General features: G+C 54.5%; 8 protein-coding genes and 1 tRNA gene. 3 read left to right on the top strand and 6 right to left on the bottom strand.

Going from position 1 to position 13,105, the window contains the following annotated elements:
- Nucleotides 1-44 precede the first annotated feature (44 nt).
- Nucleotides 45-139: transfer RNA gene (locus tag ACLW56_RS15610), tRNA-Sec, on the bottom strand.
- Between the two features lie 290 nt (nt 140-429).
- Between ACLW56_RS15610 and ACLW56_RS15615 the strand changes: the two genes are divergently transcribed.
- Both ACLW56_RS15615 and yicI read left to right on the top strand, forming a co-directional pair.
- The gene (locus ACLW56_RS15615; RefSeq protein WP_330984666.1) at nt 430-1,824 is read left to right on the top strand and encodes a glycoside-pentoside-hexuronide family transporter; all 1,395 of its coding nucleotides are present in this window, start codon (nt 430-432) and stop codon (nt 1,822-1,824) included.
- A 12-nt stretch (nt 1,825-1,836) separates the two neighbouring features.
- Complete coding sequence (yicI, locus tag ACLW56_RS15620; RefSeq protein ID WP_330984667.1) at nt 1,837-4,155, top strand: alpha-xylosidase; 2,319 nt, start codon at nt 1,837-1,839, stop codon at nt 4,153-4,155.
- Between the two features lie 233 nt (nt 4,156-4,388).
- On the opposite strand, the gene ACLW56_RS15625 is transcribed toward yicI, so the two are convergent.
- The gene (locus ACLW56_RS15625) at nt 4,389-5,606 is read right to left on the bottom strand and encodes an MFS transporter (RefSeq protein WP_330984668.1); all 1,218 of its coding nucleotides are present in this window, start codon (nt 5,604-5,606) and stop codon (nt 4,389-4,391) included.
- 99 nt (nt 5,607-5,705) lie between these two features.
- Here ACLW56_RS15625 and ACLW56_RS15630 point away from each other — a divergent pair, with 99 nt between their 5' ends.
- Entirely contained in the window at nt 5,706-6,449 is a 744-nt protein-coding gene (locus tag ACLW56_RS15630) for a MurR/RpiR family transcriptional regulator (protein WP_330984669.1), read from the top strand.
- Here ACLW56_RS15630 and ACLW56_RS15635 read toward each other — a convergent pair whose 3' ends face one another.
- The 4 genes from ACLW56_RS15635 to ACLW56_RS15650 all read right to left on the bottom strand — a co-directional run bounded on the left by ACLW56_RS15635 (nt 6,450) and on the right by ACLW56_RS15650 (nt 12,932).
- Nucleotides 6,450-7,826: a glycoside hydrolase gene (locus ACLW56_RS15635; RefSeq protein ID WP_330984670.1), complete on the bottom strand. Its 1,377-nt coding sequence runs from the start codon at nt 7,824-7,826 to the stop codon at nt 6,450-6,452.
- A gap of 12 nt (nt 7,827-7,838) precedes the next feature.
- Nucleotides 7,839-9,410: a PTS transporter subunit EIIC gene (locus tag ACLW56_RS15640; protein ID WP_330984671.1), complete on the bottom strand. Its 1,572-nt coding sequence runs from the start codon at nt 9,408-9,410 to the stop codon at nt 7,839-7,841.
- Between the two features lie 270 nt (nt 9,411-9,680).
- Nucleotides 9,681-11,420: an AsmA family protein gene (locus ACLW56_RS15645; RefSeq protein ID WP_330984672.1), complete on the bottom strand. Its 1,740-nt coding sequence runs from the start codon at nt 11,418-11,420 to the stop codon at nt 9,681-9,683.
- A 120-nt stretch (nt 11,421-11,540) separates the two neighbouring features.
- Nucleotides 11,541-12,932, bottom strand: coding sequence for an NCS2 family protein (locus ACLW56_RS15650; RefSeq protein ID WP_330984673.1), 1,392 nt, complete (start codon nt 12,930-12,932; stop codon nt 11,541-11,543).
- Nucleotides 12,933-13,105 lie beyond the last annotated feature (173 nt).

Below are 13,105 nucleotides of genomic sequence, written 5' to 3' on the forward strand. Positions count from 1 at the left end.
GAATGCTAAATAACGAAATTGAGATAATAATAGAGACTAAATTTTGGCGGAAAGTCACAGGAGTCGAACCTGCCCGGGGCCGCTGGCGGTCCCAACTGGAGTTGAAGTCCAGCCGCCTCACCGGAGACGACGACCTTCCGCGCCTCGATTGCTACATGGAGGCGGGGCGCATTATAGCTACTTTCAGGCAGTTACCCCACTCTTTGATGTAATTATTTCTCCTAAGTGTGTAGCAAAGCATCACCGCTGACATAAATCCTCACAAAATCCGAAAGTTACATTTCTACACATTCTTCTCCTGAACCGCGATCACAGAAAACAAGAAACATAATCCGCTAACGAGATATCGGAATGTCATCGTCCAGGCCTATGGGTTACAACGCTGTAACCGGTTACTGCTGTCCGATGACCTTGCGAAGGATGAGAAAAATGCGTCATGAAGTGTTGTCCGTAAAGGAGAAGATTGGCTACGGCATGGGAGATGCCGCCAGTCACATCATTTTTGATAACGTCATGTTGTACATGATGTTTTTTTATACCGATATCTTTGGTATTCCCGCTGGCTTTGTTGGCACCATGTTCCTGCTGGCCCGCGCGCTGGATGCCATTTCCGACCCTTGTATGGGGCTGCTGGCCGACCGAACCCGCAGCCGCTGGGGCAAGTTCCGTCCGTGGATTTTGTTTGGTGCTATCCCGTTTGGCCTGGTTTGCGTGCTGGCCTACAGTTCGCCGGATCTCACTCAGAACGGCAAACTGATTTACGCGGCAGTGACGTACACGCTGCTCACGCTGCTGTATACCGTGGTCAACATTCCTTATTGCGCGCTGGGCGGGGTGATCACCGATGACCCAACGCAACGCATCTCGTTGCAGTCCTGGCGCTTCGTGCTGGCAACGGCGGGCGGCATGCTCTCCACCGTGCTGATGATGCCGCTGGTGAACCTGATTGGCGGCGACGATAAAGCCTTTGGCTTCCAGGGCGGGATCGCGGTGCTGTCGGTGGTGGCGTTCCTGATGCTGGCGTTTTGCTTCTTTACCACCAAAGAGCGCATCCAGGTGCCACCGAGCACGTCTTCGATGCGTGAAGACCTGCGCGACATCTGGCAGAACGACCAGTGGCGCATTGTCGGCCTGCTGACCATTCTTAACATCCTCGCCGTGTGCGTACGTGGCGGCGCGATGATGTATTACACCACCTGGATCATGGGCTCCGCCGGGCTGTTCACCGCGTTCCTTTGCACCTACTGCGTCGGCAACCTGATTGGCTCTGCGCTGGCGAAACCGCTCACTGACTGGAAATGTAAGGTCAGCGTGTTCTGGTGGACTAACGCCGCGCTGACGGTACTGAGCGTGGCGATGTTCTTTGTGCCGATTCAGGCCAACATCGTGATGTTTGTCTTCATCTTCGTGATTGGCGTGCTGCACCAACTGGTGACGCCAATCCAGTGGGTCATGATGTCCGACACCGTCGACTACGGCGAATGGTGCAACGGCAAACGTCTGACCGGCATCAGCTTCGCGGGCACGCTGTTCGTGCTGAAACTCGGCCTCGCACTGGGTGGCGCAATGATCGGCTGGATGCTCGCGGCAGGCGGCTACGATGCCGGGGCGAAAACCCAAAATGCCGACACCATCAACATCATTATCGCTCTGTTTACCCTGGTCCCGGCGGCTTGCTACCTGTTGAGCGCCGTGATCGCCAAACGTTATTACACGCTGAAAACCCCAATGCTGAGAAAAATCATGGCGGATATCGCGCAGGGCGCACGCCGCAATCAGCAGGAGTTTGACAAGGCTCCCGTCAGCAAAGAATTAGCGAACTAAGAGGAAAAAGGCATGAAAATCAGTGATGGAAACTGGCTTATTCAACCTGGACTGAATCTTATCCACCCGTTGCAGGTGTTCGACGTCGAGCAGCAGGGCAACGAAATGGTGGTGTACGCCGCGCCGCGCGATGTGCGCGAGCGTACCTGGCAACTGGATACCCCGCTGTTTACGCTGCGCTTTTTCTCGCCGCAGGAAGGCGTGATTGGCGTTCGCATCGAGCATTTCCAGGGCGTGGAGGACAAAGGGCCTCATTACCCGCTTAACGTGCTGAAAGACGTGAAAGTGGAGATGCAGAACACCGCCGAGTTTGCCGAGCTGAAAAGCGGCAACCTGAGCGTGCGCGTCGGCAAAGGCGAATTCTGGTCGCTCGATTTCCTGCGCAACGGCGTGCGCATCACCGGCAGTCAGGTCAAAAACAACGGCTACGTGCAGGACGCGAATACCGATCGCAACTATATGTTCGAGCGCCTGGATTTGGGTGTGGGCGAAACGGTGTACGGCCTGGGCGAGCGCTTTACGGCGCTGGTGCGCAACGGCCAGACGGTGGAAACCTGGAACCGCGATGGCGGCACCAGTACCGAGCAGTCTTACAAAAACATCCCGTTCTACCTCACCAACCGTGGTTATGGCGTGCTGGTGAATCACCCGGAAAACGTGTCGTTTGAAATCGGCTCTGAGAAAGTGTCGAAGGTGCAGTTCAGCGTCGAAGGCGAATATCTTGAGTATTTCGTGATTGATGGTCCGACGCCGAAAGACGTGCTGAACCGCTACACGCAGTTCACCGGCCGCCCTGCGCTGCCTCCGGCCTGGTCGTTCGGCCTGTGGCTCACCACCTCGTTCACCACCAATTACGACGAAGCGACGGTAAACAGCTTTATCGACGGCATGGCCGAGCGCAATCTGCCGCTGCACGTGTTCCATTTTGACTGCTTCTGGATGAAGGCCTTCCAGTGGTGCGATTTTGAATGGGACCCGGTGACGTTCCCGGATCCGGAAGGAATGATCCGCCGTCTGAAGGCCAAAGGGCTGAAGGTCTGCGTGTGGATCAACCCGTACATCGGGCAGAAATCCCCGGTATTCAAAGAGCTGAAAGAGAAAGGCTATCTGCTGAAACGTCCGGACGGCTCGGTGTGGCAGTGGGATAAATGGCAGCCGGGTCTGGCGATTTATGACTTCACCAATCCGGAAGCCTGTCAGTGGTATGCCGACAAGCTGAAAGGCCTGGTGGATATCGGCGTGGATTGCTTCAAAACCGATTTCGGCGAGCGCATCCCGACAGATGTTGTCTGGCATGACGGCTCCGACCCGCATAAAATGCACAACCATTATGCGTTCACCTACAACGAACTGGTGTGGAACGTGCTGAAAGAGACGGTTGGCGAGCAGGAAGCGGTGTTGTTTGCCCGTTCAGCTTCCGTGGGCGCGCAACAATTCCCGGTGCATTGGGGCGGCGATTGCTACGCCAACTACGAATCCATGGCCGAAAGCCTGCGCGGTGGCCTGTCGATCGGCATGTCCGGTTTTGGTTTCTGGAGCCACGATATCGGCGGCTTCGAAAACACCGCCCCGGCACATGTCTACAAACGCTGGTGTGCGTTCGGGCTGCTTTCCAGCCACAGCCGCCTGCACGGCAGCAAATCCTACCGTGTGCCGTGGGCGTACGACGATGAATCCTGCGATGTGGTGCGTCACTTCACCGAGCTGAAATGCCGGATGATGCCGTATCTCTATCGCCAGGCGGCGATTGCGCATGAAACGGGCACGCCGATGCTACGCTCGATGATGCTGGAGTTCCCGGAAGATCCGACGTGCGATTACCTCGACCGGCAGTACATGCTTGGGGATTCAATCCTGGTTGCACCGGTGTTCTCTGAAGCAGGCGACGTGCAGGTTTATCTGCCGGAAGGCCGCTGGACGCATCTGTGGCATAACGACGAAGCGCAGGGTAGCCGCTGGCACAAACAGCAGCACGACGCACTGAGCCTGCCGGTGTACGTGCGAGAAAACACGCTGCTGGCGCTGGGAAACAATACACAGAAGCCTGATTACGCGTGGCATGAAGGCACCGCGTTCCAGCTATTCCATCTGGAAGACGGGCGCGAAGCCGTATGTCAGGTTCCGGCGGCGGATGGTTCAACCATCTTTACGCTGACTGCGAAACGTCAGGGCAACGCCATCACCGTGAAAGGCAGTGGCAATGCAAGCAACTGGACGCTGTGCCTGCGCAACGTGCAGCAGGTTGCGAGCGTGCAGGGAGGTTCACAGTCTGGAAGCGAATGGGGCGTGGTGGTTGCGGCTCAGGGAAATGAGATTGTGATTACGTTGTAAAGGCCTACAAGTACGGACAAGCCGGGCGGAGAGAACTCTTCCCGGCTTTTCTTTTGGCTGCGGTGTGAGATTTCCCCCTCTCCCTAACCCTCTCCCGCAGGGAGAGGGAACCAATCGGTACTGGTTTTTATTCCCCCTCTCCCAAAGGGAGAGGGAACCGATCGGTACTGGTTTTTATTCTCCCTCTCCCTAACCCTCTCCCAAAGGGAGAGGGGACCAATCGGTACTGGTTTTTATTCTCCCTCTCCCTTTGGGAGAGGGCCGGGGAGAGGGGGCGACACCCATTCTCGCTGGCGCAAAAAGCAAACGCCCCATAAAGCAAGCAGCGCATACAATCCCAGCGGCAGTAAAAAACTCACCCGTAAACTCAGCGTATCAATCATCAGTGCCTGCATCCACGGCAGGATCGCGCCACCGATACCCGCCATCACCATTGCACCTGCCAGCACGTTGGCTCTTTGCGGCTGCTGACCAATGGCGTGAGCGAAAATGACCGGGTACATCACCGAATTGCCTACGCCTGCCAACAAGAGGAGCCAGCCGCCCACGGTGTTATTCAGCGCGATGGCCAGGGAAACCAGCAGCAGGCAAAACAGCGTCGCGTATTTGAACACACTGGCGCTATGGGTTTGATTGCCGAACAAACCAAACAGCAAACGCCCAGCGAGCGCGCCGCCCCAGTACAGCGTAATGAGAGACATCGCTATTTCTGCCGACCATCCGGCACTGAGCGTCAGATACTTCAGCAAACTGGTCGCCAGCGCGACTTCGACACCGACATAAACGAAAATGGCGGCAATGCAGGAAGTGACCTGCGGTTGCTTCCACAAACCCGAGTGGGTTGAATGGGCTGTTGCCGTAGGGGCATTCACATCCGGCAGGTGCAGAAGTTTGATGCCACACAACAGCACCAGCGAAAATAACGCCAGCACCAGCCACATTCCGCTCATCGGTTCTTGTCCCAGTTCGGGTAGCGCGGGATAGACTTTCAGCAGGGTGGCGATGCAAATCGGGGCCAGCGTTGTACCCAGTGAATTGACTGCTGACGCGAGGCTGAGATTGCTCACTCGTCTTTCCGGCGTGCTGAGCAACGCCAGATAAGGGTTAGCGACAACCTGCATCGCAGCCACGCCGACGGCCGAAATGAACACGCCAATCAGTGCGCCGATAAAGGAGCTTTCGTGAATGGTCGCGGCGATGAGTGTGCATCCGGCGATGCTTAGCAGCAGCGACCCCTCCAGCATTCTGCGGTAACCATAGCGAGCGATAAGCGCTGAACAGGGAATACAGCTGACAAACGGCGCAAGGTAAAACAGCACCGTGACCAGCATAGCCTGCTGCCAGCTAATCTGGAAATACTGGTAGAAGAACAAAATAATAACGCTGTTAATGGAGGTGATATTTCCCCACAGGAAAAAGACCAGCGCCAGCAGAACAAATTTTCTGTTCATTCATGGCTTCCTTTTATCATTGTCATGAATGAGTGAGTAACCACACAGTCTACTTTCATCATATCTGATACCGTCCTTGTAATACATTGAGGGTGATATATGGAACTGGAAAATATCTTTCGTGACGTCAAGTTAAGCAAGACCGAGATTACCGTCTTGCGCTGTATTCAGAGTGACCCCGAACAATGCCTTCGCGATGGCATTCGAGCCGTGGCAGAACGCTGTTACAGCAACCCTTCCTCCATTGTTCGCCTGGCAAAGAAATTAAAGTTTAGTGGCTGGCTGGAGTTGGTCTATTTTATCAAATTTAATATCACGATGCCGAAACTCGATGTGACAAATGATGTGGATTTTATGAAAACGCAGCCACCGGAACGGCTGTCCGATGTCCTTAATGGCCTACAACATCAGCGGATATTGATTCATGGCAGCGGGTTTTCACAGCTTATTGCCCAATATATTTATAATAAATTCCTGGTGATTGGCGTGAATGCCAGCCTGGCCCTGTGGCCGGACTATGAAATTCTGGAACAAAAGAATGCGACCAAATTTGATGCTATCTGGATTATTTCCAAATCGGGCCGCAGCAGTTCAGCGTTAAACTGGGTCAAAGCACTGGAGGGCAAAGCCACGGATCTGATTTGCTTTACCGGTGATTATCAAAGTCCTCTGGCTCAGGCGGCCGATACGGCGTTTATCATTCACGATCCGCAAAAATACGATGATGATATTTACTGGAGCAATCCGTTCTTCGGTTACTGCATTCTGGGGTTTGAACATCTGCTGAAACTCTGGTTCCGTCAAACTGGCGTGGGGGCACCTGCCGATGCCCCCGAAGCGTGATTACCAGCCTTCGCAGTGAGCGTCGTTCAGGTAAGCATCAACCAGTTTGTTCGCCAGCGACCACGAGGCGACAAGCGGGTGTGCCATCAGGGCTCGTACCGCCAGCGCACGATCTTTGTTGAGTATGGCGGCCACGGCCAGGCGCTCGTACTCTTTCACGCAGGAGATCATGTTCTTCTGCGCAACCGGCACGTGGCGCGGCGTCACTGGCTTCAGTCCGGATTTGCTGAGATCGCAGCTGATTTCAATCACATCGTCCGGCTGCAGGAAATCCAGCGTACCGTTATTGGAAAGCGACACCACGATACGTTTGGTGGTATCGCTGTTCACCGCTTCCAGAATATCCAGCGCCACGCCGGCATAGCCGCCGGTATCTGGCTCTTCAATAAACTGCTGCAACGTTAACGGTTCGCGGGTGTTGAATTTTTCCTGTTGCGATTCGCTCTGCATGTAGCTGTTTTCGCGCTTCAGATAGTGCTTCATCCAGATATCAAATGCCGCTGCTGGGTTGGCTTTCACGTCGATAGTCGCCAGCTCTTTGCGCATATCCCGGTTGATGCGGGCAATCTGCTCACCGCGGGTTTCCTGAGCGTTTTGAATCGCTTTCAGCGCTTCTTCCCGATAGTAGTAGTAATAGAGATATTCGTTGAGCAACTGGTTGTCGCACTGCTTCACCAGCTCCGGCTCGAAATATTGCATGCAGGTGTGGCTGTAAAGCGCAGGGCTGTTAATCAGCTTCTCCGTCACATCTTCGCCGCGCACGGTAAAGTTGGTGAACCACGAGAAGTGGTTCAGGCCATAACACTCAACCTGCAAATCTCGCTCATCGCAGCCAAGAATTGACGGCAGCTCGCGAATCAATTCTGAAGGCGCATCGCAAATGCCATACACCCGACGCTTAAAGCCCGACTTAATGATCGCTTCGGTGACCAGCCCCGACGGGTTGGTGAAGTTGAACAAAATGGCATCCGGGGCAGCATGCTCTTCAATCAGACGGCAGTAGTTGAGAATGGCCGGAATGGAACGCATCGCCATCGCGAAACCACCGGCACCCGTTGTCTCCTGACCTAGCGTATTGTGTTCCAGTGCGACCCGTTCGTCGTGAATACGGCTTTCATCGCCTCCCACACGCAGAGTGGTGATGACGAAACCAGCCCCTTTTAGCGCTTCGACCGGATCGGTCGTCAGGCTGAAGTGAATATCCGGGCGAATGGTGTTAAACACATAACGGGCAATTTCACCAAATACAGCCAGATTTTCTGCAGAACTGTCGAGGAAAACGACTTCTTTCAGGCCGATGCGATGCGCGTTATAGGCAAGTGATTTTGCCAGAAAGGCCGAGCGAACCCCGCCGCCCCCTAATACGGTTAATTTCATGATTCCTCCTGATTAATGCGTTGCCAGCCAGGTATCAACGTGAGTACGGACTTGCCCGACTTTAACGCCATAAATAACCTGAACTTCATTTCGGTTACGCACCACGCCATTAGCGCCTGTGCTTTTTAATATCGTGTCGTCGACCAGACTCATATCGTGAATGGCGACCCGTAAACGGGTGAAACAGTTGTCGACGGAAATAATATTTTCTTTGCCACCCAGGCCTTTAATAATGTCGTCGGTAACGGCGTTGCTGGAATGGGTTTTATTTTTGATTTTTTCGCGGTAGTCCGCTTTGTTATAGAGTTTGACCTCATCGTCATCTTCACGGCCGGGTGTTTTCAGATTTAACTTCACAACCAGCGTACGGAATATCACGTAATAAGCACCGAACTGCCCAATGCCGATGACGATATATAGCGGCCAGCGAGTCAGGCCGACCGGCAGAGGCAGGTTGTAAATCAGAAACTCAATCAGTCCGGCAGCTCCCCACGGGCGCACGGTAAAGATGTCGCAAATGGCCTGTGACGCGGCTGTCAGCGTAGCGTGAATAACCCACAGCAGCGGCGAGATGAACAGGAAAGTAAACTCAATAGGCTCGGTTATCCCGGTCAGCATTGAGGTGATGATCGCGGGCAGCAGGATGGCTTTTGCCAGCATTTTCTTCTCAGGCTTCGCGGTGTGATAGAACGCCAGCGATGCACCTGCCAGACCGAAAATTGTCGTCATGCCTTGCTGAGAGAACCGCAGCGCTTCGTTCATCACTGGGGTTAAATCCGGGTGACGCATGTAGGCGAGGAAAATCGCCTGAGTGCCCGACACAGTTTGCCCGTCCACGCTCAGCGTGCCGCCAATTTGCGTCAGTTGGAACGGCGACCAGACGAAGTGATGCAGTCCGGTTGGGATCAGGAATTTTTCAAAGAAGCCGTAGACGAACACGCCCGCCACACCGGCGTTTTTCATAAAACCGGTGAGCGCGGTGATACCGTGAGTTATAAACGGCCAGATCCACGTAAAGGCGATGGCGTAAAAGATAACGACAGGTGTCATGGCAATCAGCGTCAGCTTGGCACCGCCGTACATCGACAGCGCGCCAGGCAGTTCCACGCTGGAGACTTTATTGTGAACCCAGGCGATAGTGCAGCCGAGAATAATCCCGAGGAATACCCCCATGTCGACAACCACAAAACCTAATAATTGGGTTTGTCCGGTGCCGTAATATTCGCCATTAATTTTTTCAGCAATACGATGGGTGAATTCCAGCCACGAATGGTTCGCGCCTAAAAACATAATAAAACACATCACCGAAACCAGTGCGACTTCCGTTTTACGATCTTTCGCCAGACCGTAACTGATGCCGATACAGAATAATAAACCGAGGTTGCCAAATAATGGCCAGAAAGTATCCCCTAAAAGCTGCCCGAGATTATGCAAAAAACTGGTTTCGGGAATAAGGGTTGGATTGGTTAAGACTGAGCTTAAAGCCAGAATTAAACCGATTACCGGTAAAAACAGAACTGCGCCGATCATTGCTCTGGAGAACGTTTGCATATTCTCCAGAATACGTTGACGTATTCCAGACATAATGGCTGTTCCTTTCTTGTAGGGCGTTTTAATTATTGGTTTGGACTTCCAGTGAGAAAGTTATAACAAGTGGCAGGAGGAAGCGGAACAGGTTGCGAAAAATAGGTACAAACAGCCACAAAATGTGCACTGGTTTTATGGGGGTAAAGGCGTGGAATGTAAATCTGGAGCGCGGTGTGAGATTTCCCCCTCACCCTGGCCCTCTCCCTCAGGGAGAGGGAACCGATCGGTGCTGGCTTTTATTCCCTCCTCGCCCTGAGGGAGAGGGGATCAGAACGGAGCTGGTTCCGCAGCTGGCACACCCTGAGTTGGCGCTGGCACCACAGGCTGAGCAGTACTCACTTCGCCGTTGGTCATCGTCTGCGTCACTTCCTGCTTATTCATATTGATGGCGTGCAGTTGCCCGCTGACCGTTGGTTTAAGCGGGGCGCTGGCCTGCACGTTGCCGTGGGCTTTTAGCTGCAGGTTGCCATCGCCGGTAATCGGCAGCACTGGCCAGCCCCATTGTTGCAGGATATCCAGCGGCACACCGCGACCGTTCAGGCTAATGGCGACTTCGCGCTGAGGCTGCTGCGAGACGGCGGCTGTGGCTTCCAGAATGCCTTTCTCGGTGAAGGCGCTTAGCTCGTTGATGTTCACCACGGAATCATTCGCCACCAGTTTTATCGAAGGACGGCGCACATCCACACGATTAAACGTTGCCGCGGCGGCATTCAACGCTGCATTGCCGCGCCAGACACCCCAGTTGCCGTTTTTCGCCAGTTGCAGATTATCGCCGTAGCCGTCAAGGGAAGTGAGCTGCCACGGGAAGTCCGGGTCGATGTCGATAACCAGGTTTCGGCTGGCGGTGAATTTGCTCAGGGTTACGCTTTGCAGCCATTGCGGAAGTTGATCCGCCCACAGCTGTTTCCAGTTTTTCGGCAACGTGTATTCCAGCCCGGCCACGGCGGCGTCATCCAGCACCAGCGCTTTGCCATTGCGTAACCAGTTACCGGATGTGCGCACCATGCCGCCTTCCCAGCGGGAGGTGAACTGGCGTACTGCGATGCCTTGTGGAGAGAACTCAGTGTTCAAAATAGGATCGATAAAATGCAGCGAACCGTAGATGAACTCATCGGCATTCATCGACAGGCGGCCGCCGTCGCTGCTCCAGTCGCCTTTGCTGAGCGTCAGGTCGCGCAAGCTCAAATCAAGATCGGCAATCGCCCAGTCTGGGCCTTGTAAGCGAGCATCGGTCACTTCCAGGCTGCCGATAGCTAACGACGGCAAGGTGGTGAGCGGAGCGAAGAAATCCTGTAGTGATTTGTCGCTTTGGTAACGGATGTCCGTCAGGCGCAGGCTGTCGACCAGCCAGCTGCCGTCGGCGTTACGTTTGGCATTCCCGGTGAGCGAGCCACGCGCGATGTCTGCGCCAATGGTGCCCAGCGTCACCACGCCGTTATCGATGCTGCCTTGCACCAGCACGTTATTGGCTTCGATACCGTTGAGCGTCATTGAACCTGCGCTCATCTGAATCTGAGCCTGTTTGCCCAGCACATTTCCGGCTTCGGGCACCCACGGCGAGACGCCACCCGTCACACGTTGTGCGCTGAGATCCCAGCCGGTTTCCGGGCTGTTAAAGGCCATATTGCTGAGTTGCAAGGTGTCGGCTTCAAAGGGGAACGGCGCGGTAGAGGACATCAGGTTCAGCGTTCCGTCCTGCAAGGTGATGGTGTCAGCATGCTGCGGATCGGTGAGCTGGCGGCTGCTCAGGCCAATATCGACCGTTTTGGCAACCAGCGTGGCGGGTTTGCCATCGCGGCCAAAGGTGACATTTTTCAACAGAATATGTGAAGGCGAAGAGAAGCGATGATCCATCGCATCAAAGACAATGTGGTAACCGGTGTGGGTTGAAATCCAGCCGCTAACCTGGCGCGCACCCCAGCGGGTTTGCAGTAAAAAGTAGAACGCCAGCGCAACCAGCAGCACGGCGATCAACAGCCAGAACAACAGCTTCCCGATAAATTTCATCGTCTTCCATCCAGTGAGGGGCACATAAAGGAGTTATGCACGATTTGTGCGCAATCCTCAAGGAGGGATTCGTTTAATAAAATGTCACGGCGACGCTTGTAATCGCCGCCGTGATGGCGATCAGTTCTTTTCCGGCGGGAAAACCAGATTCAAAACAATCGCGGTAATACCGCCTGCGGCGATACCGGAGGAGAGCAGGTTTTTCAGCCAGTCAGGCGCGAACTGCAGGATCAGCGGCTGCTGAGAAACGCCCATGCCGACAGCCAGTGAGAGCGCAATAATCATAATTGCGCGGCGATTCAGCGGTTCACGCGAAACGATACGTACGCCGGAAGCCGCGATGGTACCGAACATCACCAGCGTCGCGCCACCCAGAACCGGCTCAGGAATGTGCTGCACAAAACCACTCACCGCCGGGAACAGGCCGAGGACAATCAGCATCAGCGCAACCACAAAGCCCACGTAGCGGCTGGCAACACCGGTCAGTTGGATAACGCCGTTGTTCTGACCAAAGCAGGAGTTCGGGAAGGTGTTGAACACCGCAGAGACAAACGAGTTTAGGCCATTCGCCAGCACGCCGCCTTTAAGGCGCTTCATATACAGCGGGCCGGAGACTGGCTGTTCGGAGACGTCAGAGGTGGCAGTGATGTCGCCGATGGTTTCCAGAGAGGTGATCATAAACACCAGCATCAGCGGCAGCAGCAGGTTCCAGTCAATGCCCAGGCCATAATAAAACGGGGTCGGCACGGTAATCAGCGCCTGATTGGTCGGGGTGGTATTTTGCGGCAGCATGTCCATCATCCACGCCGCGAGGTAGCCCGCCGCCATCGCAATCACCAGAGAGGCTATACGCAGGTAAGGGTTACGCTGGCGGTTAAGCAGGATAATCAGCGCCAGCACCACGCCCGCCAACAGCAGGTTTTTGGGTGCGCCGAAGGTGTGATCGGCCATGGCTGCATAACCCCCGCCAATGGACGTCAGGCCAACCTGAATCAGCGACAGGCCGATGATCATCACCACCACGCCAGAAACGAGCGGGGTGATAATGCGACGTGCCAGATGCAATACTCGGGAAAGCGCCATTTCCGTCACACTCGCCAGCATCAGTGTGCCAAACAGCGCCGCCATCATTGTCGGCACATCTGCGCCGCCGGTTTTCAACGCGGTGCCGCCCATGATCAGCGGTGCAACAAAGTTAAAGCTCGTCCCCTGAATAGAGAGCAAGCCAGAGCCGACAGGCCCCCAGGCTTTAATCTGAATAATCGAAGCCACCCCCGAAGCGAACAGCGACATACTGATGATGTGCTGCGTATCCTGCGCCGGTAAGCCGAGCGCCTGGCAAATCAGCAGGGACGGCGTGATGACCGCGACAAACATCGCCAGCAGGTGCTGAAAGGCGGCGAATAAGGTTTGCGGCAGAGGCGGGCGGTCTTCAAGACGATAGATAAGCTCGCTGTTTTGTGACTGCGCAATCGATTGCGAATTTTCAGCTTCGAGAGTATTCACTGACATGTTCAGAGGCGATCCGTGGTGGAAAAAGGGGGATTTTAACGGACTGCCAGGCAAAAGCAAACGGTTGCGGCTAATATATTAAGGATGAATAAGCGAGCAGTTTTTTATGCTGTTTATGCTTGTTTTGTCGCAAAATTCACCAAGTGCGATAACTTTTTCTGTTAATTTTAGCT

The sequence above is a fragment of the Pantoea sp. sgz302252 genome (assembly GCF_047713085.1).
Taxonomy (GTDB): Bacteria; Pseudomonadota; Gammaproteobacteria; order Enterobacterales; family Enterobacteriaceae; genus Scandinavium.

Excerpts from the sequence above, each read along its gene's own strand:
- ACLW56_RS15615 (WP_330984666.1), top strand. The coding sequence starts at position 430 with ATGCGTCATGAAGTGTTGTCCGTAAAGGAGAAGATTGGCTACGGCATG.
- yicI (WP_330984667.1), top strand. The coding sequence starts at position 1,837 with ATGAAAATCAGTGATGGAAACTGGCTTATTCAACCTGGACTGAATCTT.
- ACLW56_RS15625 (WP_330984668.1), bottom strand. The coding sequence starts at position 5,606 with ATGAACAGAAAATTTGTTCTGCTGGCGCTGGTCTTTTTCCTGTGGGGA.
- ACLW56_RS15630 (WP_330984669.1), top strand. The coding sequence starts at position 5,706 with ATGGAACTGGAAAATATCTTTCGTGACGTCAAGTTAAGCAAGACCGAG.
- ACLW56_RS15635 (WP_330984670.1), bottom strand. The coding sequence starts at position 7,826 with ATGAAATTAACCGTATTAGGGGGCGGCGGGGTTCGCTCGGCCTTTCTG.
- ACLW56_RS15640 (WP_330984671.1), bottom strand. The coding sequence starts at position 9,410 with ATGTCTGGAATACGTCAACGTATTCTGGAGAATATGCAAACGTTCTCC.
- ACLW56_RS15645 (WP_330984672.1), bottom strand. The coding sequence starts at position 11,420 with ATGAAATTTATCGGGAAGCTGTTGTTCTGGCTGTTGATCGCCGTGCTG.
- ACLW56_RS15650 (WP_330984673.1), bottom strand. The coding sequence starts at position 12,932 with ATGTCAGTGAATACTCTCGAAGCTGAAAATTCGCAATCGATTGCGCAG.